15 protein-coding genes are annotated in these 23,253 nt (G+C 73.8%); 8 read left to right on the top strand and 7 right to left on the bottom strand.

Features of this window, described 5'->3' with window-relative positions:
• The first annotated feature begins 5 nt into the window (after window positions 1–5).
• Window positions 6–815 carry an alpha/beta hydrolase gene (locus GA0070558_RS17420; RefSeq protein ID WP_091281156.1) on the top strand — a complete coding sequence of 270 codons (810 nt, stop codon included), beginning with the start codon at window positions 6–8 and terminating at the stop codon, window positions 813–815.
• 22 nt (window positions 816–837) lie between these two features.
• Here GA0070558_RS17420 and GA0070558_RS17415 read toward each other — a convergent pair whose 3' ends face one another.
• The 4 genes from GA0070558_RS17415 to mce form a co-directional block, all read right to left on the bottom strand.
• Window positions 838–2,061 carry an AI-2E family transporter gene (locus GA0070558_RS17415; RefSeq protein ID WP_091281233.1) on the bottom strand — a complete coding sequence of 408 codons (1,224 nt, stop codon included), beginning with the start codon at window positions 2,059–2,061 and terminating at the stop codon, window positions 838–840.
• Window positions 2,062–2,247: 186 nt separating this feature from the next.
• Window positions 2,248–4,368 (bottom strand): coiled-coil domain-containing protein, encoded by a 2,121-nt coding sequence (locus GA0070558_RS17410; protein WP_091281153.1) that lies wholly within the window; start codon window positions 4,366–4,368, stop codon window positions 2,248–2,250.
• A gap of 179 nt (window positions 4,369–4,547) precedes the next feature.
• Window positions 4,548–5,801: a coiled-coil domain-containing protein gene (locus GA0070558_RS17405; RefSeq protein ID WP_043966097.1), complete on the bottom strand. Its 1,254-nt coding sequence runs from the start codon at window positions 5,799–5,801 to the stop codon at window positions 4,548–4,550.
• A gap of 579 nt (window positions 5,802–6,380) precedes the next feature.
• Window positions 6,381–6,851, bottom strand: coding sequence for a methylmalonyl-CoA epimerase (gene mce / locus GA0070558_RS17400; RefSeq protein WP_077938561.1), 471 nt, complete (start codon window positions 6,849–6,851; stop codon window positions 6,381–6,383).
• Window positions 6,852–6,931: 80 nt separating this feature from the next.
• Between mce and GA0070558_RS17395 the strand changes: the two genes are divergently transcribed.
• The 6 genes from GA0070558_RS17395 to GA0070558_RS17370 all read left to right on the top strand — a co-directional run bounded on the left by GA0070558_RS17395 (window position 6,932) and on the right by GA0070558_RS17370 (window position 13,934).
• Window positions 6,932–8,128: an acetyl-CoA C-acetyltransferase gene (locus GA0070558_RS17395; protein ID WP_091281150.1), complete on the top strand. Its 1,197-nt coding sequence runs from the start codon at window positions 6,932–6,934 to the stop codon at window positions 8,126–8,128.
• Between the two features lie 65 nt (window positions 8,129–8,193).
• The gene (gene meaB, locus GA0070558_RS17390; protein WP_256091989.1) at window positions 8,194–9,129 is read left to right on the top strand and encodes a methylmalonyl Co-A mutase-associated GTPase MeaB; all 936 of its coding nucleotides are present in this window, start codon (window positions 8,194–8,196) and stop codon (window positions 9,127–9,129) included.
• An 87-nt stretch (window positions 9,130–9,216) separates the two neighbouring features.
• A complete protein-coding gene (locus GA0070558_RS17385) occupies window positions 9,217–9,630 on the top strand; it encodes an Asp23/Gls24 family envelope stress response protein (RefSeq protein ID WP_043966105.1) in 414 nt (137 codons plus the stop codon).
• A gap of 94 nt (window positions 9,631–9,724) precedes the next feature.
• Window positions 9,725–11,413 carry a coenzyme B12-dependent isobutyryl-CoA mutase large subunit gene (gene icmA / locus GA0070558_RS17380; protein WP_091281146.1) on the top strand — a complete coding sequence of 563 codons (1,689 nt, stop codon included), beginning with the start codon at window positions 9,725–9,727 and terminating at the stop codon, window positions 11,411–11,413.
• A gap of 143 nt (window positions 11,414–11,556) precedes the next feature.
• The gene (locus GA0070558_RS17375) at window positions 11,557–12,471 is read left to right on the top strand and encodes a tetratricopeptide repeat protein (protein WP_077938565.1); all 915 of its coding nucleotides are present in this window, start codon (window positions 11,557–11,559) and stop codon (window positions 12,469–12,471) included.
• A 68-nt stretch (window positions 12,472–12,539) separates the two neighbouring features.
• Entirely contained in the window at window positions 12,540–13,934 is a 1,395-nt protein-coding gene (locus GA0070558_RS17370) for an arginase family protein (RefSeq protein WP_369523382.1), read from the top strand.
• Between the two features lie 237 nt (window positions 13,935–14,171).
• Here the strand turns inward: GA0070558_RS17370 and GA0070558_RS17365 are convergent, their stop codons facing one another.
• Entirely contained in the window at window positions 14,172–16,145 is a 1,974-nt protein-coding gene (locus GA0070558_RS17365; RefSeq protein WP_091281142.1) for a penicillin-binding transpeptidase domain-containing protein, read from the bottom strand.
• 286 nt (window positions 16,146–16,431) lie between these two features.
• Here GA0070558_RS17365 and GA0070558_RS17360 point away from each other — a divergent pair, with 286 nt between their 5' ends.
• Complete coding sequence (locus GA0070558_RS17360; protein WP_091281139.1) at window positions 16,432–21,486, top strand: NAD-glutamate dehydrogenase; 5,055 nt, start codon at window positions 16,432–16,434, stop codon at window positions 21,484–21,486.
• 73 nt (window positions 21,487–21,559) lie between these two features.
• On the opposite strand, the gene GA0070558_RS17355 is transcribed toward GA0070558_RS17360, so the two are convergent.
• Together GA0070558_RS17355 and GA0070558_RS17350 are read right to left on the bottom strand one after the other, a co-directional pair.
• Entirely contained in the window at window positions 21,560–22,285 is a 726-nt protein-coding gene (locus tag GA0070558_RS17355) for a class F sortase (protein WP_043966115.1), read from the bottom strand.
• 1 nt (window position 22,286) lies between these two features.
• The gene (locus tag GA0070558_RS17350; protein WP_091281224.1) at window positions 22,287–23,153 is read right to left on the bottom strand and encodes a hypothetical protein; all 867 of its coding nucleotides are present in this window, start codon (window positions 23,151–23,153) and stop codon (window positions 22,287–22,289) included.
• Window positions 23,154–23,253 lie beyond the last annotated feature (100 nt).

Below are 23,253 nucleotides of genomic sequence, written 5' to 3'. Positions count from 1 at the left end.
GGACGGTGAGCACACCGATCCGCGCGTCCTCGATCCTGCCCGGGCACCGCGAGGACATCGAGCTGCACACCGCCGACGGCCTGACCCTCGTCGGCGAGCTGGCCCGCCCCGTCGGAAAGGAGCCGGCCGGGACGCTGGTCTGCCTGCACCCGCTGCCCACCCACGGCGGGATGATGGACAGCCACGTCTTCCGCAAGGCCGCCTGGCGGCTGCCGGCGCTGGCCGACCTGGCCGTGCTCCGGTTCAACACGCGCGGCACCAGCAGCGTGCGGGGCACCAGCGAGGGAGCGTTCGACAACGCCGTCGGCGAGCGCTTCGACGTCGCCGCCGCCATCGAGTACGCCGAGTTCGCCGAGCTGCCGAACGTCTGGCTGGTCGGCTGGTCGTTCGGCACCGACCTGACCCTCAAGTACGGCTGCGACCCGGCGGTGGCCGGCGCGATCCTGCTCTCCCCGCCGCTGCGTTTCTCCGCCCCCGCCGACCTCGAACACTGGGCGCAGGAGGGCAAGCCGCTGACCGCCCTGGTGCCGGAGTTCGACGACTACCTGCGCCCCGACGAGGCGCGGCGGCGCTTCGCGGCGGTGCCGCAGGCCGAGGTGGTCGGGGTGCCCGGCGCGAAGCACCTGTGGGTCGGCGACGCCGAGACCGTGCTCGACGAGATCGTCCGCCGGGTCAACCCGGCCGCCCCGCTGCCCCTGCCGCGCACCTGGGACGGGCCGATGACCACCGGCGACGTCAGCGCGTACGCCGACCGGACGGTCGCCTCGTTCGCCGACGTCCCGGTGCCGGGCCCGAAGGCCGGCTCCGCCGACTGAGCCGGGGCGGGTCGGTCGCCCGTCAGCGGGCGTCCTGGCGGGGCAGCACCACCTCGCGCAGGATGAGCTGGCCGGCGGCCACCGTCGGGATCGCGATCAGCGCGCCGACCACGCCCATCAGCGACACCCCCAGCAGCGCGGCGAGCAGGGCCGCGACCTCGTTGACCTCGACCGAGCGGCGCATCACCTTCGGGTAGATCAGGTAGTTCTCGACCTGCTGGTAGACCACGAAGAACGCGACGCAGGCGATCCCCACCGGCAGGTCGGTGGCGAAGCCGACGAGGCTGACCACCACCGCGCCGAGGGTGGCGCCGATCTGCGGGATCAGGTCGGTCACCGCGACCACCACGGCCAGCGCGAACGGGTACGGCAGCCCGACGGCCAGCGCGAACACGAAGGTGGTCACGCCGGCCAGCACGGCGATGCTCAGGGCGCCCACCATGTACGCGCCGACCTTCGCCAGGATCTCGTCGCCGATGAGCTGCACCCGGTGCCGGCGGGAGCGGGGGACCAGCGCGTACCCCACGCGGCGCAGCCGGTCGAAGTACGCGAGGAAGTAGATCGTCAACACCAGCACGGTGAGCGCCCGGAAGACCGTGCCGAAGATGAGCTGGGCGCCGCCGAGGACCCCGCCCAGCGCCCGCCCGATCGTGTCGGCGTTGGCCGCGGCCTGCACCTTGGCCATCACGTCGTACCGGACGACGAAGTCGTTGACCGCCTCGTTGCGGCGCAGCTCGTCGACGTAGCTGGGCAGCTGCTCGACGAACTGCCCGGACTGGGTGACCACCGGCGGGACCAGCGCCACCAGGCCGCCGACGATCAGCAGCAGCACGATCAGCGTCACCGCCGTGACGGCCAGCCCGTTGGGCAGGCCCCACGAGCGCAGCCGGACCACCGCCGGGTTCAGCCCGACGGCGAGGAAGAGCGCGATGACGACCAGCACCAGGATGCCGGCCGAGTTGCGGACGCCGAGGAAGACGGCGTACGCCAGCAGCACGCCGAGCGCGCCGGTGAAGCCGACGAGAAAGCTGTTGCGGCGCAGGGGCCGCCCCGGCACGCCGAAGCGGCCCGAGCTGGCGGCGGGCGACCCGGGCGGGTCGAAGTCGCCGGGGTCGCCGAGGTCCGCCCGGCCGTCATCCGGCGAGGTCCGATCCGGCGCGGTCCGATCCGGTGCGGAGCGCATCGGCGGGGGGCCGACCGGGTCGGTGCGGCCCGCCGGGACGCCGTCCGGACCGGTGCGGTCCATCTGCCCGTGGCCCACCGGCGCGTGGTCCGGCTGCCCGTCGTGCGCCCGTCCGCCGTCCGCCACCGAGACCTCCTCCGCCCTCCGGCGGGTGCGCCCGGAGGGTCGTCAGCCGCCCACGGCCCCGGCCGGGCGCGGGTCCTGCCGACAGGAGGGTAGTTGCCGGGCGGACGGCCCGGCCACCCCGGCTCACTCGGACTCGACGGACACCTTGCTCGGCCTGGCGCTGCGCTCGTCGGTCGTCGGCTTCGTCGGCCGCTTGCCGTTCTCACCGGTGCTGGTGATCTTCGTGGGGGTCGCCCCCCGGCCGCCCTCGCCGGGCACCGCGGCCACCGTCGGCTCGCCGTCCACCCCGGCGCTGGCCGCACCGCCGTCCACCGTGGTGACCGGCTCGGCCACCGGCCGGGTCCGGGCCGGGGCGGCGTCGTCGGTGGGTGCGGTCTTCGCCGCTCCCGCGTCGGCCGTCGCCTTGATGGGGGTGGGCTTCGCGGGCTCGCCGGGCCCGGCGGCGGCCGGCTTGCCCGACGTGGCGGCCTCGGCCGCCTTGACCGGGGCGGCAGTCGCCTTGACCGGGGCCGTGCCGTCGGCGGCCGGGTCCGGTGCGGAGCCGTCGAGGGACACCGCCGGGGCGGTCGCCTTCGCCGGAACGCTGGCCGACAGGCGGGCACCGGCCAGCTGCTGCCGCAGGTCGAGCAGCTGGTGCTGGAGCTCGTCCGACTCCTGCCGGGACTGCCAGGTCTCCTGCCGCAGGTCGGCCAGCTGCTGCTGGGCCTGGGCGATCTCCAACATCACCTGGGCGAGCTGCTGGCGGCCGGCGGCCACCTCCTGCTGGGTCGCCGCGAGGTGCTGCTGCGTGGTGGCCAGGTGCTGCTGGGTGGTGGCCGCGTACTCCTCGAACTGGCGACGGGAGGCGGCGACGTGCTCGTCGGCCCGGCGTCGCCTGTCGGTCGCGTCGGCCTCGGCCCGGCCCAGCAGCTCGGCGGCCTCCTCCTCGGCCTGCCGGCGCATCGCGAGGGCGTCCTGCTCGGCGGCGCGCCGGACCTCCGCGGCACCGTCCTCGATCTCGGCCCGCCGGGCGGTGTACTGCTGCTCCAGCTCGGTCTGCCGGGCCGTGAACTGCTGCTCCAGCTCGTCCTGCCGGGCCGCGTGCTGCCGGTCCAGCTCGTCGCGGCGCTGGGAGTGTTCCCGCTCGGCGGTCTCCTTGCGCTGGGCCAGCTCCCGGTCGGCGGCCTCCCGCCGGCCGTTGACCTCCTGCTCCACCCCGGCCCGCCAGGCGCCCAGCTCCTGCTGCGTCTGGGCGCGGGACTGCTGCACGTACGCCTCGGTCTCCGTGCGCATCCGCTGCACGTACGCCTCGGTGTCGGCGCGTTGGCGCTTGCTGGCCTCGGTCGCCTGCGCGGTCAGCCGCTCGGCCTCCTGCCGGGCCCGGTCGCGGGTGGCCTTCGCCGCGCCCTCGGCGTCGTCGGTGACCCGCTTGGCCTCCTGCAACGCCTTGGCGTGGGTCGCCCGGCCAGCCTCGGTGGCGTTGTCGGTGAGCCGCTTCGCCTCCTGCTGGGCCTTGGCGTGCACCTCCTTGGCGGCCTCGCGGAGCTGGGTGGCCTCCTGCTGGGCCTTGGCGAGGGCCTCCTTGGCGGCCTCGCGCAGCTTGGTCGCCTCCTGCTGGGCCCGGGTGTGGATCTCCTTCGCGGCGTCCCGGAGCTGGGTGGCCTCCTGCTGGGCCTTCTCCAGGGCCTCCTGGGCGGCCTTGCGCAGCCGGGTCGACTCGTCCTTGGCCGCCGCACGCAGCTGGGCGGACTCGTCCTTGGCGGCCTTCAGCGTGGCGTCCGCCTCGGCGCGTCGGGCGGCACCGTGCCGCTCCTCCTCGGCCCGCCGGGCGGCGAGGGCGATCTCGAAGTCCTTGAGCGCCTGGGCGGCCTGCTCCTTGGCCTCGGCGACGATGTGCTCGGCGGCGGCCCGCCGCGCCTCGATCTCCTCGTTGGCGGCGGCGAGGATGTCGTCGGCCTGCTCCTCGGCGAGGACGAGGATCTGCTCCACCCGGGGGCCGAGGTGCCGGAACGAGGCCCGGTCCACCACGCCGACCTGCTTGCGCACCTGGGCGAGGTCGCGTTGCAGCACCTCGACCTGCCCGGCCAGCTTGTGGATCTGGGTGTACGCCTGTTCCCGCTCGGCCGCCAGTGTCGCGATCTCGTGCTCCGCGCGAGCGACGTACCTGTCGACCTGTCGTTTCTCGTACCCCCGCAGGGCGGACTCGAAGCTGGGCTCCGTCGTCACATCCCCGCCGAGAGCGAACAGTTCCTCGCCGTGCGACATGCCCCCATCCTCACACGCATCCGGCTCGGCTGGGGCGATACGGACGCCCCGGATGGGAGCTGATTCACTGCCGTTACCGGCGTCCGGGCCAGAGTGCGGGAAACGCATACGGCGCGGGGTCACACCGGTTACCCGGTGTCACCCCGCGCCGTATCCGTGCCCCCCGGCCGTGCGGTCGGTCAGCCGGCGGACTCCGCGTTCACCCGCTCGTCCTTGCTGTCCGCCTTGGCCGGCTCCGGCTTGGCCTGCGCCGGCGGCACGCCCGGCACGATGCCGGCGAGGCCCGACAGCATCTGGCCGAGCTGCGAGGTGACGGCGTCCTTCTGCCGGGTGAGGTCCTCGACCTCGCGGCGGGCGGCCTGGGTGGTCAGGTCGGCCTCGGTGCGGGCCTCCGTGAGCAGCCGCTTCGCCTCGGCCTTGGCCTCGTTGAGGGTCTTCTCGGACAGCGCCTTGGCCTTCTCGACGGTGTCGTTGGCGGTGCGCTCGGACTCGACCCGGCGGGCCTCGGCGCGCTGCTCGATCTCCTTGGCCCGCTCCTGGGCCGCCCGGGCGCGCTGCTCGGCCTCGCCGACCAGCTTCTGGGTCTGGGCGACCTGGGCCGCGTGCCGCTCGGACTCCTCGCGCTCGGCCTTCTCGCGCCGCTCGGCGAGCTGCAGCTCCAGCGCCTGGAGGTCCTTGTCGCGCTTGTCGCGGGCGTCGGTGAGGAGCTTGGTCGCCTCGGCGCGCTTCTCCTCGGCCTCCCGCGCGGCCTTCGCCCGCTGCTGGGTGATCTCCCGCTCGGCGGTGGCGCGCAGGGTGGCGACCTCACGCTCGACGGTCGACTTCAGCTCGGCGACCTCGTGCGCGGTGACGGTGCGCAGCTGCTTGGTCTCCCGCTCGGCGTCGGCGCGCAGGGTGTCGGCCTCCCGGCGGGCCTGCACGCGCACCTCGGCGGCCTCGCGCTCGGCGGCGGTGCGGACGCTGCCGGCCTCGCGCTCGGCGGTGGCCTTCATCGCGGCGGCCTCGGCGCGGGCCTTGTCGGTGATCTCGCGCGCCTCCAGGCGGGCCGCGGAGAGGATGCCCTCGGACTCCCGCTTGGCCTCGTTGCGGTGGTCGTTGGCCTGCTCCTCGGCCAGCCGCAGGATCTGCTCGACGCGGGTGCCCAGGCCGGACAGGGTCGGCCGGCTGTTCTCCTCGAGCTGCTTGTTGGTCTCGGCGAGCTTCTGCTCCAGCGCGCTCTGGCGCTGCTCGGCCTGGCGGAGCCGACGCTGGGCGTCGTTCATCCGCTGCTCGGCCTCGGCGCGGGCCTGCTCGGACTGGGTCAGCGCGGCGGTCAGCCGACCGATGAAGTCATCGACCTGCCCGACGTTGTATCCGCGCAGGCCAACGGTGAAATCTGGCTGCGAGTTCGCGTTATCGAAGAACGCAAGAGGGGAGGACTGCTGCTGGGGCATTGGGACATACTCGCAGACCCCCCGGGGTGCTTCGCAAGAGCGGTGCGGGGCTTTCGTGTCCTGTTTACATGGTCAACAGGCCGCCGTCGGGCGGGTCCGTCGATGGGCGATCTTGGCAGCTCCGGGGCCGGTCCGGCGGCCCAGCGGGCGGTTGGTCGGGCGGCCCGGTGGGGCGGGTGGTCGGGCGTGCTGGAGGCGGGTGGTCGGGCGGCCCGGTGGGCGGGTGGTCGGGCGCGTGGGGGCGTGCGGGAAAAGGGCCGCGGGAGCGCCCGGCGGTCCTTTGCCGGCCCGTGCCGGTTTCTTGTCGGCCGGTGTGCCGGGGGTCGGCGGCTGCAGAACCGCTTGATCGACTTGATGTCGGCCGGATGGGGGTTTCCCGTCCCGTTGATACCGCCTCGCCGCCGACATGAAGTCGATCAACTCGGCCGCGCACCACTGCGCTCGCGCGGGGGCTGTCGTGGTGCCGGGGCGGGTGCCACCGGGGCGCGAGGCGGGGCGCGAGGCGGTGCAGGGTGGGGTGGTTAAGAAGGGGCCCCTGCTCCACAGAATGCGTTAACAGGGGGCCCCTCCTTTCACCTTTCACCGCTGGGCGGGCTCGACCAACTCGACGAGGACGCCGCCCGCGTCCTTGGGGTGGACGAAGTTGATCCGGGAGTCGGCGGTGCCCCGGCGTGGGGTCTCGAAGAGCAGCCGCAGGCCGCGCTCGCGCAGTGCCGCGCACGCCGCGTCGATGTCGGTCACCGTGTACGCCACCTGCTGCACGCCCGGCCCGTTGCGGTCGAGAAACTTGGCGATGGTCGACTCCGGGGTGAGCGGGGCGAGCAGTTGCACGCAGCCGCCCTCGGCGGTCGGCCCGACCGTCAGCATCGCCTCGCGCACGCCCTGCTCGGCGTTGGTCTCGGTGTGCACGCAGCGCATGCCGAAGGTGCGCTGATAGAAGTCGATCGCGGCGTCGAGGTCGGCGACGGCGATCCCGACGTGGTCGATGCGGCGCAGGCCGATGTCTGTGACGAAGTCGGCAGCGGGCTCGGCGGGGGAGTTCTCAGCCATGGCGTTAGTCTGACCGAACACCCGTCCAACCGAACAATCGTTAAGGTTCACAGCTCGGCACCCCCCTCGGAGGCAGGCACATGGCTTCGGTGATCGTCAGCGGCGCGCGGACCCCGATGGGGCGCCTGCTCGGCAACCTCAAGGACCTCCCCGCCACCAAGCTCGGCGGCATCGCGATCAAGGCCGCGCTGGAGCGCGCCGGGGTGCCCCCCGAGCAGGTGCAGTACGTCATCATGGGCCAGGTCCTGCAGGCCGGCACCGGGCAGATCCCCGCTCGGCAGGCCGCCGTCGAGGCGGGCGTCCCGATGTCCGTGCCGGCGCTGACGATCAACAAGGTCTGCCTCTCCGGCCTGGACGCGATCGCCCTGGCCGACCAGCTCATCCGGGCCGGCGAGTTCGACGTCGTGGTGGCCGGCGGCATGGAGTCGATGACCAACTCCCCGCACCTGCTGCTCGGCCAGCGCGCCGGCTACAAGTACGGCGACGTGACGATCAAGGACCACATGGCCCTCGACGGGCTGACCGACGCCTGGGACTGCTGCTCGATGGGCGAGTCGACCGAGCGGCACGGCGCGCGGCACGGCATCACCCGTGCCGAGCAGGACGCCTTCGCCGCCGCCAGCCACCAGCGGGCCGCCGCCGCGCAGAAGAACGGGCACTTCGCCGACGAGATCACCCCGGTGATCATCCCGCAGCGCAAGGGCGACCCGGTGGTGATCAGCGAGGACGAGGGCATCCGCCCGGACACCACCGTCGAGTCGTTGGGCCGGCTGCGCCCGGCGTTCACCTCCGACGGCACGATCACCGCCGGCAGCGCCTCGCCGATCTCCGACGGTGCGGCGGCCGTGGTCGTGATGAGCAAGGCGAAGGCCGGGGAGCTGGGGCTGACCTGGCTCGCCGAGATCGGCGCGCACGGCAACGTGGCGGGCCCGGACAACTCGCTGCACTCGCAGCCCTCCAACGCGATCAGCCACGCCCTGCGCAAGGGCGGCCTGGGGGTGGAGGACCTCGACCTGGTCGAGATCAACGAGGCGTTCGCCGCGGTCGGCATCCAGTCCATGCGCGACCTGGGCATCGGCGACGACAAGGTCAACGTCAACGGCGGCGCGATCGCGCTGGGCCACCCGATCGGCATGTCCGGTGCCCGGCTGGTGCTCACCCTCGCCATGGAGCTCAGGCGGCGCGGTGGCGGCACCGGCGCGGCGGCGCTCTGCGGCGGCGGGGGCCAGGGCGACGCCCTGATCATCCACGTGCCCGACCCCGCCGAGCAGCAGTGAGCGGAGCCATCGAGCAGGTCCCGGTCGTCGGTGTGCCGTCGGTGCGCCGCAGCCGGGACGTGCCGATGCTCGTGGAGCGGGCCCGCGCCGGTGACCCGCGCGCCGTGGCCCGGCTGATCACCCTGGTCGAGTCCGGCGACGAGGTGCTGCCCCGGGTCGCGGCGGCCCTCGCGCCGTACGCGGGGCAGGCCCAGGTGGTCGGGCTGACCGGGTCCCCCGGGGTGGGCAAGTCGACCACCACCAACGAGCTGGTCCGGGCGCTGCGCTCGCGCGGGCACCGGGTCGGGGTGCTGGCCGTCGACCCGTCCAGCCCGTTCACCGGCGGGGCGATCCTCGGCGACCGGGTCCGGATGCAGGACCACGCCACCGACCCGGGCGTCTACATCCGGTCCATGTCCAGCCGGGGCCACCTCGGCGGCCTGTCCGCGGCGACCCCGCAGGCGGTGCGGGTGCTGGAGGGCGCCGGCTGCGACGTGGTGCTGGTGGAGACCGTCGGTGTCGGGCAGGCCGAGGTCGAGGTCGCCTCGCTGGCCGACACGACGCTGGTGCTGCTGGCCCCGGGCATGGGCGACGCGATCCAGGCGGTGAAGGCCGGCATCCTGGAGATCGCCGACGTCTTCGTGGTCAACAAGGCCGACCGGGACGGCGCCGACGCCACCGTCCGCGACATCCAGGGCATGATCGCCCTCGGCGAGCGGGGGCCCGGCGAGTGGCGGCCGCAGGTGGTCCGGTCGATCGCCGCGCGGGGCGAGGGGATCGACGACATCGCCGCCGCGATCGACAAGCACCGCGGCTGGCTGGTCGAACACGACGAGCTGCGCCGCCGCCGCGAGAAGCGGGCCGCCGCCGAGATCGAGGCGATCACGCTGGGCGTGCTGCGGGCCCGGATCGGTTCACTTCGCGACGGTACGGAGCTGCCGGCGCTCGCCGCGAAGGTGGCCGACGGGGCGCTCGACCCGTACGCCGCAGCCGACGAGTTGCTGGCGCAGATCGGCTCCTGACGCGTCCACTGCGGACCCTCGGCAACGAGTACGCTCGCACCGCTCCACGGTCGTCGTGGGGCGGTGTGCGCGTACTGGGGGAGAGGCATGGCTGACGAGGCGACGCAGGAGCTGTCGGTGACGCCGGACGCGGTGGCGGGCGGGACCACCCACGTCTCGGACGAGGTGGTGGAGAAGATCGCGGTGGCCGCCGCGCGTTCCGTCCCCGGGGTGGCCGACCTCGGCGGCGACGTGGCCCGGTTCTTCAACGCCGTGTTCGACCGGGTCGGCCTGGACCAGGTCGGCGACGCCCGGCGCGGCTGCTCGGCGCACGTCACGAACGGCGCGGCCGTGGTCAACCTGGTCATCGTGATCGACGCCGGCCAGCCGGTGCCGCAGGTGACCGACGGGGTGCGGGCGGCGGTGACCCGGGCCGTCGAGGCGTACGGGCTGCGGGTCGACGAGATCAACATCCGGGTGGACGACGTGACGCTCGGCGACCCCGCCGCGCCGCCGGCCTGACCCGGTTACCTGCCGGTACGCATCTCCTTAGCGATCGTTCAGGCCGGGGATTACACTCGGTCCTCTGACGAGGACTCGAGGAGGAGCCCTGCGCATGGACGCCGACGAGATCGCCGCCGGACGGGCACGCTGGCAGGCCCGCTACGACGCCGCGCGGAAGCGGGACGCCGACTTCACCACGCTCTCCGGGATGCCCGTCGACCCGGTCTACGGGCCGCCCGAGGGCGTGGCCTACCCGGGCTTCGAGCGGATCGGCTGGCCGGGCGAGTTCCCGTACACCCGGGGGTTGTATCCGACCGGCTACCGGGGACGGACCTGGACGATCCGGCAGTTCGCCGGCTTCGGCAACGCCCGGCAGACCAACGAGCGCTACAAGATGATCCTCGGCGCGGGCGGCGGCGGCCTCTCCGTGGCCTTCGACATGCCGACGCTGATGGGCCGCGACTCCGACGACCCGCAGGCCCTCGGCGAGGTCGGCCACTGCGGGGTGGCCGTCGACTCGGCCGCCGACATGGAGGTGCTCTTCGACGGCATCGACCTGGCCGCCGTCACCACCTCGATGACCATCTCCGGCCCGGCCGTGCCGGTGTTCTGCATGTACCTCGTCGCCGCCGAGCGGCAGGGCGCCGACCTGTCCACCCTGGACGGCACGCTCCAGACGGACATCTTCAAGGAGTACATCGCGCAGAAGGAGTGGCTCTTCGACCCCGAGCCGCACCTGCGCCTCATCGGCGACCTGATGGAATACTGCGCGCGCGAGATCCCGCGCTACAAGCCGCTCTCGGTCTCCGGCTACCACATCCGCGAGGCCGGCTCGACCGCCGCGCAGGAGCTGGCGTACACCCTCGCCGACGGGTTCGGCTACGTCGAGCTGGGGCTGTCGCGCGGGCTGGACGTCAACGTGTTCGCCCCCGGGCTGAGCTTCTTCTTCGACTCGCACGTCGACTTCTTCGAGGAGATCGCCAAGTTCCGGGCCGCCCGCCGGATCTGGGCCCGCTGGCTGCGCGACGTCTACGGCGCGACCAGCGAGAAGGCGCTGTGGCTGCGATTCCACACCCAGACCGCCGGGGTGTCGCTGACCGCCCAGCAGCCGGTCAACAACGTCGTACGCACCGCCGTCGAGGCGCTCGCCGCCGTGCTCGGCGGGACGAACTCGCTGCACACCAACGCCCTCGACGAGACCCTGGCGCTGCCCACCGACGAGTCCGCCGAGATCGCCCTGCGTACGCAGCAGGTGCTGATGGAGGAGACCGGGGTGGTGAACGTGGCCGACCCGCTCGGCGGCTCCTGGTACGTCGAGGCGCTGACCGACAAGATCGAGGCCGAGGCGGAGGAGATCTTCGCCCGGATCCGGCAGCTCGGCGGCGAGGGCCCGCACCAGATCGGCCCGATGACCTCCGGCATCCTGCGCGGCATCGAGGACGGCTGGTTCACCGGGCACATCGCCGAGTCCGCGTTCGTCTACCAGCAGGCCCTGGAGAAGGGCGACAAGCGCATCGTCGGCGTCAACTGCCACACCGGCACCATCGCCAAGGACCTGGAGATCCTGCGCATCTCGCACGAGGTCGAGGTGGAGCAGCGCCGGGTGCTCGCCGAGCGCAAGGCGTCCCGCGACGACGCGGCGGCGCGCGCGGCGGTGACCCGGATGGTCGAGGTCGGCCGCACCGGCGAGAACATGATCCCGGCCATGCTCGACGCGGTCCGCGCCGAGGCGACCCTCGGCGAGATCTGCGACGCGCTGCGCGCCGAGTGGGGCACCTACCGCGAGCCGGCCCGCTTCTGACGGGTGGTTAGGAAGGGCCCCTTCCTATACCGAAAGCGTTAGGAAGGGGCCCTTCCTCGCAGGCCGGGGCGGGGGTGAGAGTCGCAACTGTCGCCGTCGCGGTTGATCTGAGTTCGGCGGGACACGTGCGAGACTAGATAACCATGAGCGACCCACGGATCACCTCGTCGATCTTCACCCGCGGCGCGGTCGACCTCAGCGCACTGCGCAACACCGCACCGCCCGCCACCCGCCCCAGCACACCGGCTCAGGCCGGTCCGTCCACCGGGCTGCCGGCCGCCACCGGCGGCGGCTCCGTGATCGACGTGACAGAGGCCAACCTCCAGGCCGAGGTGCTCGAACGGTCCACCGCCATGCCCGTCGTGGTCTTCTTCGGCGCGGCCGGATACCCGGAGAGCGACCAGTTCGCCCCGGTGCTGGAGCGGCTGGCCGCCGAGGGCGGCGGCGCGTGGGCGCTGGCCCGCATCGACGTCCAGGACAACCCGCGGATCGCGCAGATGTTCCAGGTGCAGGGGGTCCCGACGGTCTACGCGGTGGTCGGCGGCCGGCCCGTCGACGCGTTCTCCGGCGCGGTCCCCGAAGCCCAGCTGCGGCAGTGGATCGGCGCGGTGCTCAAGGCCGGCGGCGTCGACGCCGCCGCACCGGGGGACCCCCGCCTCGACGAGGCCGACGACGCCCTGATGAGCGGCGATCTGGACGCCGCCGAGGAGGCGTACAAGAAGATCCTCGCCGAGTCGCCGGCGGACGCCGCCGCCGAGGCCGGCCTGGCCCAGGTCGGGCTCGCCCGCCGGGTCGCCGGCGCCGACCCGCGCGTGGCGCTCGCCGCCGCCGAGGCCAACCCCGACGACGTGCCCGCCCAGCTGCTCGCCGCCGACATCGAGGTGCTCAGCGGCATGGCCGAGCAGGCGTACGCCCGCCTGGTCGACCTGGTCCGCCGCACCTCCGGCGACGACCGGGACAAGGCGCGCCAGCACCTGATCGCCCTGTTCACCGTCGCAGGCCAGGACGACCCCGCCGTCGCCTCCGCCCGCCGGGCCCTGGCCAGCGCCCTGTTCTGAGTTCCGCCGTACGCCAGCGCGGGCCGGCGTTCGCCGGCCCGCCCGACCCACGAGGACGGGAGCCCACGATGCGCCGGATCGCCGTCCTCGACGCGCCGTCCAACCTCGGGCTGCGCCCGCCCACCCCCACCGCCGTCCCCGGCTGCGGCAAGGCGCCGGGAGCACTGCGCGACCAGGGCCTGCTCGCCCGGCTGCGGGCGCGCGACGCCGGCTGCCTCACCCCGCCCCGGTACGACCCGGGCGACTGGCGCCCCGGCGACGGCGTCTGCCACGCCCCGGAGATCGCCGCGTACTCGGCGGCGCTGGCCGACCGGATCGGGGCGATCATCGACCGGGGGGAGTTCCCGCTCGTCCTCGGCGGCGACTGCTCGATCCTGCTCGGCTCGGCGTTGGCGATGCACCGGCTCGGCGAGGCGGTCGGCGGGCGGATCGGGCTCGTCTTCGTCGACGGCCACTCCGACTTCCGGCACCCCGGCAACGCCTCGTACGTCGGCGCGGCGGCCGGGGAGGACCTGGCGCTGGTCACCGGGCGGGGGCAGGCCGACCTGGCCGCGATCGAGGGGCGGCGGCCCTACTTCCGCGACATCGACGTGGTGGTCCTCGGCATCCGCGCCCAGGACGAGTACCGCCTCGACCTCCAGGCCGCCGGCATCACCACCCGGCCGGTGCCGGCGCTGCGCGCCGAGGGTGCGGCCCGCACCGCCCAGTGGGCCCACGAGGAGCTGGCCGACTGCGCCGGCTACTGGGTGCACGTCGACGTGGACGTGCTCGACCCGGCGGTGATGCCGGCGGTCGACGCCCCGGACCCGGGCGGGATCGCCTTCGCCGAGCTGGAGATCCTGCTCGCCGGTCTGGTCGACACCCCGCACTGCCTCGGCGTGGAGCTGACCGTCTTCGACCCCGACTACGACGTCGACGGCGCGTACGCTGCCGAGATCGTCAACACGGTGGTGGCCGGGCTGGCCCCGGTGACCGCACCGAGCGCCGTGCCGCCGCGCCTGCTCCCGGCCGCCCCGGAGCCCCGCCTGGTGCCGGCCGCCCCGGAGCCCCGCCTGGTGCCGGCCGCCCCGGAGCCCCGCCTGGTGCCGGCCGCCCCGGAGCCCCGCCTGCCTCCCGAGTCGCGCCCGTTCCCGGCCCCGGAGCGGCTCCTGCCCGCCGGTCCCGCCGGCCCGAGCGGTTCGGCCGCTGGTCCGCTGGCCGCCGGTGCACCGACCGACTCGCCGGCCGGGCCGGACGAGGTTGGGGGCGGGCCGGAGGGGTCGGCCGGGCTGGTGGACGATGTCGACCTCGTCGCGGGCTACCCAGCCGGCCCGACGGGTGCCGCCCCGCTGCTGGAGCCCGTCGGGCCGCCCGCCTCGGTCGGGCCGGGCCTGCTGCGCCGGGTCACCGGGGCGACCCCGGGCGACACCCCGCCGCCCCCCGAAGACGATTCCCCGCCCCGGCCGGCGGCCGGCATCGCCTGACCGAGGGCCCCGCCTCCCGCCTCCCCGCCGGCCGCCTCGCCGGCCGCCGCCTCGCCGGCCACGGCGCGGGTGCGGCGCGGGCCAGTTCGCGGGGCTCGGGCGCGCCGCCATGTCGGCGACATGGGGGCATCCCGCCGCCCCGGATACCGCTATGTCGCCGACATGGCGGCTCAGCCTAGGCCCGGCCGCCGGCCCCGGCCGACAGGCCCGGCGGCCGGTCCGTCAGGAGGCGGCCCGTCAGGAGGCGGCCAGGGCGCGCAGGAAGCGTTCGGCGATCGGGACCGCGCTCGACCCGCTCGACCCGCCCCGCTCCACGAACACCGCGAACGCCACGTCGCCCTGCCAGCCGACGAACCAGGCGTGGGTGTGCGCCGGGTCGTCGTCGTACTCGGCGGTGCCGGTCTTGCCGTGCACGGGCCCGCCGGGAACGTCCTTCAGGGCGGTGGCGGTGCCGGCGGTGACCACCTCGCGCATCATCGTGCGCAGCGGCTCCACCGACTCCGGCTTGAGCTGCGGCCCGGCGGGCGCGGCCTTGGCCGGGGCCGGGTCGACGACCAGCTTCGGCTGCTCCCAGCGGCCCCGGGCGACGGCGGCGGTGGCGGCGGCCATGGCCAGCGGGCTGACCACGGTGGTGCCCTGCCCGAACGCGGCGGCGGCCTGCTCGGCCGGTGAGCCGTTGGCGGATACCTTGCCGGTGAACGCGTCCAGGCCGAGGTCCCACTCGGCCTCCAGGCCCAGGGCCCGGCCGGTCTCGGCGAGGCCGTCGGGGCCGAGCTTCGGGGCGAGCGCGGCGAACGCCGTGTTGCAGGACTTCGCGAAGTCGGTGCGGAACGGCACCGTGCCGAGGGCGAAGTTGTCGGAGTTCTTGAACGAGCGGCCGTCCACCGTGAACGTCTTCGGGCAGGCGACCGGGCCGTCCAGGGTGACCGCGCCCCGGTCGAGCAGGCCGAGGGCACTGACCATCTTGAACGTCGAGCCGGGCGGCACCTGGGCGGTGAACGCGAGGTTCTCGCCGGCCGCCCCCGGGCCGTTCGCGGCGGCCAGCACCGCGCCGTCGCCGACCCGCACCGCCACCAGGGCGGCGCGGCGCTTCTCGCCGCGCAGGGCCGCGTCCGCGGCGTTCTGGGTGGCCACGTCGAGGGTGGTCCGCACCGCCTGACCGGGCTTCGGCTCCTGCCGGAACAGCTCCGTGCCGGTCGGCGCGACGGTGCCGTCCGGCCCGGCCCGCTCGCTGATCACGGTGAGCCCGGGCGTGCCGCGCAGCCGCTCGTCGTGCCGGCCCTGGAGGCCGCCGTGGCCGACGAGGTCGCCCTGCCGGTAGCGGTCGGGGTGGGCGGCCAGGTCGTCGGCCTGGGCCTGGTCGACCGAGCCGAGCACCGCGCGGGCGAACTCCCGGGTCGGGGCCAGGTCGAGCTTCTCGGCCCGGAACTTCGTGCCGGGCAGGTCGTAGATGCGGGATCGGATCTGCCGGTACGCCTCGTCGCGCAGCGTCACCACCTCGACGAACGCGCCCGGGTCGGCGTCGGCGAGGCGCTTGGGCAGGTCGGTCAGGTCGACCGGCGGGGTGATGGCCGGCCGGACCGCCCGGAACGCCGCGTCGAGCTGCCGCGCCACGGCCTTGGCGTCGGTGACCTCGCTCGGTTGCAGCCCGACGCGGACCACCGGCCGGGGCGTGACGATCGGCTTGCCCGCGCCGTCGAGCACCCCCGCCCGGGGCGCGGCGTCGCGGCGCAGCGCCATCCGGTCGCCGTCGGTGAGCTGCTCGTGCACCACCTGGGGCTCCCAGATCACCCGCCACTGCCCGTCGTCGCCGGTGGTCAGCCGCACCTGCCGGTCGTACTCCCAGCGGGTGCCGCCCGGCAGGGCCCAGGCCACCCGGATCCCGGCGGTCGCGACGTTCGCGTCGACCTTCGGGTCGCCGGTGCGGCGCAGGACCGGCGGGGTGTCGGCCAGCTCGCCGGAGAGCTCGCGGAGCTGACGGGTCACGTCGGCGGCGGGGACCTTGAGCCCGGCCGGGGTCACGAAGCCGACGGCCTGCAGGTCGCCCTTGCCCCAACCCGACAGGAAGGCGTCGACGGTCGGTGCGGGGCCGTCGTCGGACGAGCAGCCGACCAGCGCGCCGGCGGCCAGCACGGTGGCCGCCAGCGCCGCGAGTGACCGCCGGGCGCGGGTGCGGGCGCTGCCGCGACGGATCGGGTGCGTCTGGTGCATACGGGCGGTCCCTCCGGATCTCCGACTGACCGTCACGGTAGTACGACCGTCGCCCGCGCACCGCCCCGCCGAGCCCGTCACGTGCGGGAAGACGTGCCCCGGGGAGGTGAGGAAGGTCGCGCGCCGGGGTACACCCCAGCCGGCCGACCAGGGATCTGCAACGGGTGAAAGGACGGAGTCCCGAACCGTACGTCCGGCCGTAGGTCCGACCAAAGCACCAATCGGGAGGGCCTAGGCTGGGCGGCAGAGTGACCCACAACGCGGTGGGTCGAGGGGAGTGGCACCGATGGACCGGCGTCCGGCGATCAAACCGGGACCCGACCTCCGGCAGGACGACACCGGCCGGGACGACAGTTTCGATTCGGCAACCGACGGGGACGGCTTCGGCCGACTCGACACAGGCGTGACCGGGATGACCGGTGCGAGCATCGACACCCTCTACGACCTCGGGCTGCCCGCGGAGGCGCTGGCCGACGACGTCGAGGACGCCGAGCTCGACGAGCCGGTCCCGAACGCCGAACGCCTGGTCGCCCAGGCCGTCGCGCTGGCCGGGGACGACCACGACGCGGCGACACTGGTCGGCCGCTTCTGGCGGTTCGCCCCCGACGAGGAACTGATCGGGTTCACCGCGGAGGAGATGCTCGACGCGGCCCGCGCCCACCGGGACCTCGCCCAGCAGCGGGTGCCGGGCGAGCTGAAGCTGCGCATCCACGAGCCGGACGCCGACCAGCACCACACGGTGATCGAGATCGTCACCGACGACATGCCGTTCCTGGTCGACTCGGTGACCGCCCTGCTCAACGCCCACCACCTCGACGTGCACCTGCTGGTCCACCCGCTGGTGGTGGTGCGCCGCGAGCCGCTGGGCCGCCTCGTCGAGGTCGCCGCCGACGTGGAGCCCGACGACTCGATCGACGGGGACCTCGTCGAGAGCTGGATGCGGATCGAGATCGACCCGGTCCGCGACGCCGCCGAGCGGGAGAAGCTGCGCCGCGAGTTGCAGCGGGTGCTCACCGACGTGCGGGAGGCCGTGGAGGACTGGCCGAGGATGCGCCAGCGCGCCCTGGCCCTGGCCGACGAGCTGGCCACCGCGCGCACCTCGGACAGCCGCCCGCCGGTGCCGGAGAAGGACATCACGGACTCGGTGGAGCTGCTGCGCTGGCTGGCCCACGACCACTTCACCTTCCTCGGCTACCGGGAGTACCGGCTGGTCGACGCCCCCGGCGGCGAGGGGCCGGCGCTGGAGGCGGTGCTCGGCACGGGCCTGGGCATCCTGCGGTCGGACTCCCCGGAGGCACGGGCGCTGTCGTCGATGACGCCCGAGGCGCACGAGAAGGTGCTGGAGAAGCGCCTGCTGATCATCACGAAGGCGAACTCGCGGGCCACCGTGCACCGGTCGGCGTACCTCGACTACATCGGCTTCAAGGTCTTCGACGACGCCGGTCAGGTGGTCGGCGAGCGGCGGTTCCTCGGCCTGTTCTCCACGGCGGCGTACCGCACGAGCGTGCGGGAGCTGCCGGTGGTGCGCCGGAAGGTGGCCGAGGTGCTGGACCGCTCCGGCCTGAGCCAGCGCAGCCACTCCGGCAAGGACCTGCTCCAGATCCTGGAGACGTACCCGCGCGACGAGCTGTTCCAGATCAAGACCGAGGACCTCTACCACGCGGTGATCGGCGTGCTGCGCATGGCGGGCCGCCGGCAGCTGCGGGTGTTCCTGCGCCGCGACGCGTACGGGCGGTTCATCTCCTGCCTGATCTACCTGCCCCGGGACCGGTTCACCACGCAGAACCGGCTGCGCATGCAGGACATCCTGCTGCGCGAGCTGAACGGCGTCGGGGTGGACTACACCACCCGGGTCACCGAGTCGATGCTGGCCCGGGTGCACTTCATCGTGCGGACGGACCCGACCCGCCCGCCGGGGGACATCGACGCGGACCTGCTCGCCGAGGAGCTGGCCGACGCGACCCGGCTGTGGGACGACGACTACCGCCTGGTGCTGGAGCGCAAGCTCGGCGACGAGCAGGCCAAGCACCTGTTCAGCCGGTACGCCGACGCGTTCCCGGAGGGCTACAAGGACGGGCACACGCCGTACGAGGCGATGAAGGACCTGGCGAAGCTGGAGCTGCTGGAGGAGCCCGGCCAGCTGGAGATGCACCTGTTCCGCAAGCAGCTCGCCCCGCGCGCGGGCGTCGGCCGGGACGCCGACGTCGACGAGACGATGGACGTGCGGTTCAAGGTCTACCGCTACGGCGAGCCGATGATGCTGTCGGCGGTGCTGCCGGTGCTGCACTCGCTCGGCGTGAAGGTGGTCGACGAGCACCCGTACGAGGTGGAGCGCGTCGACGGGCGGATCTGGCTGTACGACTTCGGGCTGCGGCTGCCCGAGGGGCACCAGGAGCTGGCCGAGGTGCGCCCGCACGTGGAGAACGCCTTCGCGGCGGCGTGGCGGGGCGAGGCCGAGGTGGACGGCTTCAACGAGCTGGTGCTGCGCGGCGGGCTCACCTGGCGGCAGGTGGTGGTGCTGCGGGCGTACGCGAAGTACCTGCGGCAGACCGGGACGGTCTTCTCGCAGGACTACATGGAGCAGACGTTCATCGCGTACCCGAGGATCGCCGCGCTGCTGGTGGAGCTGTTCGAGGTGCGGTTCGCCCCGGGCGAGGCGAGCGTCGAGCAGCGCCGCGAGCGCGGCGGCGAGCTGGTGGCGGCGGTCAAGGCGGCGCTGGACGACGTGGCCAGCCTCGACCAGGACCGCATCCTGCGCTCCTACCTCACGCTGATCCAGGCCACCCTGCGCACCAGCTTCTACGCCAAGCCGGTCGGCGGCCGGCCGAAGCCGTACGTGGCGTTCAAGCTGGACCCGCAGGCCATCCCGGACCTGCCGGCCCCGCGCCCGCGGTTCGAGATCTTCGTCTACTCGCCCCGGTTCGAGGGCGTGCACCTGCGCTACGGGCCGGTGGCCCGGGGCGGGCTGCGCTGGTCCGACCGGCGGGAGGACTTCCGCACGGAGGTGCTCGGCCTGGTCAAGGCGCAGATGGTGAAGAACGCCGTGATCGTGCCGGTGGGCGCGAAGGGCGGCTTCGTGCTCAAGCAGAAGCCGGGTGACCGGGACGAGGCGGTCGCCTGCTACCAGGAGTTCGTCGGCGCGATGCTCGACGTCACCGACAACATCGTCGCCGGTGAGATCGTGCCGCCCGAGGACGTGGTCCGGCACGACGCGGACGACCCGTACCTGGTGGTGGCGGCGGACAAGGGCACCGCCACGTTCTCCGACATCGCCAACGAGATCTCGGCGGGGCACCAGTTCTGGCTGGGCGACGCGTTCGCCTCGGGCGGTTCCGCCGGGTACGACCACAAGAAGATGGGCATCACCGCCCGGGGCGCCTGGGAGTCGGTGAAGCGGCACTTCCGGGAGCTGGGGCACGACACCCAGGCCCAGGACTTCACGGTGGTCGGCGTCGGCGACATGTCCGGCGACGTGTTCGGCAACGGAATGCTGCTCAGCGAGCACATCCGGCTGGTGGCCGCGTTCGACCACCGGCACATCTTCCTCGACCCGGACCCGGACGCCGCCGGCTCGTACGCCGAGCGGAAGCGGCTGTTCGACCTGCCCCGGTCGTCGTGGGAGGACTACGACGAGAAGCTGATCTCCGCCGGTGGCGGGGTGTACCCGCGCGCCGCGAAGTCGGTGCCGGTGTCGCCGCAGGTCCGCGCCGTGCTCGGGCTGGACGACGACGTCACCCAGCTCTCGCCGCAGGAGCTGATGAAGGCGATCCTGACGGCCCCGGTGGACCTGTTCTGGAACGGCGGCATCGGCACGTACGTCAAGGCGTCCTCGGAGACCAACGCGGAGGTGGGCGACAAGTCCAACGACGCGATCCGGGTCGACGGGCGGAGCCTGCGCTGCCGGGTGGTCGGCGAGGGCGGCAACCTGGGCTGCACCCAGCTCGGCCGGATCGAGTACGCCCTCGCGGGCGGGCGGATCTACACCGACTTCATCGACAACGCGGCCGGGGTGGACTGCTCCGACCACGAGGTGAACATCAAGATCCTGCTCAACACGGCGGTCGCCGACGGGGAACTGACCGTGCCGGAGCGCGACGAGCTGCTGGCCGGGATGACCGACGAGGTCGCCGAGCTGGTGCTGCGCGACAACTACGACCAGGCCCGCGCGATCAACAACTCGCAGGCGCAGGCCGCCTCGCTGCTGCCGGTGCACCGGCGGATGATCAACGAGCTGGAGCGCTCGGGCGCGCTGAACCGGGCGCTGGAGGCGCTGCCGCCGGACGAGGAGCTGGCGGCCCGCACCGAGACCGGGCTGACCGCGCCGGAGTTCGCGGTGCTGCTCGCGTACACGAAGATCGTGCTGGAGCGGGAGATCCTGGCTGAAGGGCTCGCGGACGAGGAGTGGACGACCGACGTCCTGGTCAACTACTTCCCGACGCCGATGCGCGAGCGGTTCGCCGACCGGATGGGCCAGCACCGGCTGCGCCGCGACATCGTCACCACCGTGCTGGTGAACGAGGCGATCAACCGGGGCGGCATCACGTTCGTCTTCCGGGTGGTCGAGGAGACGGCTGCGTCGGCGGCGGACGTGATCCGCGCGTACGTGGTGGTCCGCGAGGTGTTCGGGCTGCGCGAGCTGTGGGACGCGGTCGAGGCGCTGGACAACAAGGTCGACCCGGAGCTGCAGACCGCCGTCTACCTGGACACCCGGCGGCTGCTCGACCGGGCGGTGCGCTGGCTGGTGACCAACCGGCGTTCCCCGCTGGACGTGCCGGCGGAGATCGCCCGGCTGCGCGACGGGGTGGCCCGGCTGCTGCCCGGCCTGGAGAACCTCTTCTACGGCAGCGAGCGGGAGGGCATCGCGGCCCACATCGACGCGATGACCTCGCGGGGGCTGCCGCGCGGGCTGGCCGAGCAGGCGACCCGGCTGATGTACAGCTTCGGCCTGCTGGACGTGGTGGAGACGGCGGCGACCAGCGGCCGGGACGTCGGCGAGGTGGCCTCGGTCTACTTCGTGCTCTCCGACCGGTTCCGGGTCGACTCGCTGCTGTCGAAGATCTCCCTGCTGCCCCGGGCGGACCGCTGGCAGACCCTGGCCCGGATGGCGCTGCGCTACGACCTGTACGCCGCGCTGGCCGCGCTCACCGCGGAGGTGCTCGGCTCGACGCCGGACTCGCTGCCGCCGCTGGAGCGGGTGGAGCAGTGGGAGCAGTCCAACGCGACGTCGATCCACCGGGCCCGGCGGGCGATGGGGGAGTTCGACGACTCGCGGGCGGACCTCGCCGCGCTGTCGGTGCTGCTGCGCCAGATCCGCACGCTGGTGCGCACCTCGGCGGCCTGAGCCGGGTCGCGGGTGCGGGGCGCGGCCGGTCGGGCATCCGACCGGCCGCGCCCCGCACGGCCGAACCGTCCGGTCAGCCGGTCATCGTGGCGAACACGATGACGTTGTCCACGTAGCTGCCCGCCGCCTGGTCGAACTGCCCGCCGCAGGTGACGACCCGCAGGCCGGCCCGGTCGTTGGGTCCGTAGACCAGCTCGGTGGGGAAGGCGGCCTTCGGGTACGCCCGCACCTCGTCGACCGTGAAGGTGACGCGGCTGCCGTCGTCCCGGGCCACCTCGATGGTGTCGCCCGGCTGGAGCGCGCCGAGGGAGTAGAACACGGCGGGGCCGCCGACCTTCGCCGAGTCGACGTGGCCCACGACGACGGCGTTGCCGATCTCGCCGGGGCTCGCGCCCGGGGAGTACCAGCCGGCGCTCAACGCCTGCTCCAGCGGGGGAACCTGGACGGTGCCGTCCGGGTTGGTGCCCAGCGTCATGATCGGTGCGTCGACGCCGATGCGGGGGATCCTGATGGTGGTCGGGGTTGCCCGGGCCAGGCCGGCCGTCGGCTGCCCCCCGTCCGCCGCCTCCGTGTCGGCGTCGAGGGGCCCCTGACCGGCGACGTTCCCGCCGTCGTCCGTGACCCCACCGACGCGGTCGGGGCCGGCCTGGGTGACCGGCTGGGGCGGGCGGGGGGTGGGCGCGGCGCGCATGGAGGCGCCGACCATCCCGGCGCCCACCATGGCGAGCAGGACGACGACGGCCGCGCCGGCGGCGCGCCACGGTGTCCCGTGGCGGCCGCCGGCCGGTGTCGCCGTCACGTCAGGCGAGGGACCCATTGGCCCGCCGCCGCCGCATCAGCACGATGCCGCCGAGCGCCGCGGCGCCCATCATGCTCGCCCCGGTGGTGGCGAGCCCACGGTCGGTGCCGCCGGCCGCGCCGCCGTCACCGCCCTCGACGTGGCCGCGCGGGAGCACGACCAGCTCGCCCTCGGCGCAGGAGCCCTTCAGCTCGTAGCGGCCCGGGGCGGCGTCCTCGGCGACCTCCGCCTCGCCGTAGTAGACGAAGTCCTTCTTGTGCTCCCAGGACTTCTCCTCGCCGTACCCCTTGTCCTCGCCGTAGCCGGAGTCCTCGCCGTAGCTGGAGTCCTTGCCGTAGCCGGAGTCCTCGCTCGACCAGTCCTTCTCGGCCTTCTTCTCGGACTTGTCCCCGTAGCCCTTCTCGGCCTCCTGGTCGTGCTCGTAGCCGCTCCACTCGCCGGACGAGTCGTCGGCGGCGCCGCCGCCCTTGCCGCCCTTGGCCTTCTCGTCCTCCTTGGCCTTGGACTTCTCGTCTTCCTTGGCCTTCTCGTCTTCCTTGGCCCCGCCGTGCTCCTCGCCGGCCTTCTCCTCGGCCCAGGCGCCCTCTTCCTCGCCCTGGTAGCCGTGGTCCTCCTCCGCCGGGTGCAGCTTGACCTTGCCGGTGACCTCGGACCAGACGGCGGCGTGCTCCTGGGCCTCGGGGCAGATCTCCAGGATCTTGACCTTCTCGCCGGGCTTGACGACGTGCGGCTTGGCATAGACCTTGCCGTCGCGGGTCTCGCCGTCGTAGTGGCCGTCCGCGAACGCGATCCCCGGCGTGAACACCAGCAGGGACGCGCCGCCGAGCGCGGCACCCGCAACGACCTTCCCGAGCATCTTGTTTGCCATGACCTGCGTCACTCCATCCCTCTTCGTCCTGAGCCCGACGTCAGCCGAGCTACCCACGACGTTAGCCCTGTTCGCGAGCTATCAGGGGAAAGATTCGTGT

This window comes from Micromonospora haikouensis, assembly GCF_900091595.1.
GTDB classification, from domain to species: Bacteria; Actinomycetota; Actinomycetes; order Mycobacteriales; family Micromonosporaceae; genus Micromonospora; species Micromonospora haikouensis.
This window is presented reverse-complemented; position numbering and strand designations above follow the sequence as displayed.

Excerpts from the sequence above, each read along its gene's own strand:
- mce (WP_077938561.1), bottom strand. The coding sequence starts at position 6,851 with ATGGCTGAGAACTCCCCCGCCGAGCCCGCTGCCGACTTCGTCACAGAC.
- GA0070558_RS17370 (WP_369523382.1), top strand. The coding sequence starts at position 12,540 with ATGCGCCGGATCGCCGTCCTCGACGCGCCGTCCAACCTCGGGCTGCGC.
- GA0070558_RS17405 (WP_043966097.1), bottom strand. The coding sequence starts at position 5,801 with ATGCCCCAGCAGCAGTCCTCCCCTCTTGCGTTCTTCGATAACGCGAAC.
- GA0070558_RS17350 (WP_091281224.1), bottom strand. The coding sequence starts at position 23,153 with ATGGCAAACAAGATGCTCGGGAAGGTCGTTGCGGGTGCCGCGCTCGGC.
- GA0070558_RS17360 (WP_091281139.1), top strand. The coding sequence starts at position 16,432 with ATGGACCGGCGTCCGGCGATCAAACCGGGACCCGACCTCCGGCAGGAC.
- GA0070558_RS17385 (WP_043966105.1), top strand. The coding sequence starts at position 9,217 with ATGGCTGACGAGGCGACGCAGGAGCTGTCGGTGACGCCGGACGCGGTG.
- GA0070558_RS17365 (WP_091281142.1), bottom strand. The coding sequence starts at position 16,145 with ATGCACCAGACGCACCCGATCCGTCGCGGCAGCGCCCGCACCCGCGCC.
- GA0070558_RS17375 (WP_077938565.1), top strand. The coding sequence starts at position 11,557 with ATGAGCGACCCACGGATCACCTCGTCGATCTTCACCCGCGGCGCGGTC.
- GA0070558_RS17395 (WP_091281150.1), top strand. The coding sequence starts at position 6,932 with ATGGCTTCGGTGATCGTCAGCGGCGCGCGGACCCCGATGGGGCGCCTG.
- GA0070558_RS17410 (WP_091281153.1), bottom strand. The coding sequence starts at position 4,368 with ATGTCGCACGGCGAGGAACTGTTCGCTCTCGGCGGGGATGTGACGACG.
- GA0070558_RS17415 (WP_091281233.1), bottom strand. The coding sequence starts at position 2,061 with ATGGACCGCACCGGTCCGGACGGCGTCCCGGCGGGCCGCACCGACCCG.
- icmA (WP_091281146.1), top strand. The coding sequence starts at position 9,725 with ATGGACGCCGACGAGATCGCCGCCGGACGGGCACGCTGGCAGGCCCGC.
- meaB (WP_256091989.1), top strand. The coding sequence starts at position 8,194 with ATGCTCGTGGAGCGGGCCCGCGCCGGTGACCCGCGCGCCGTGGCCCGG.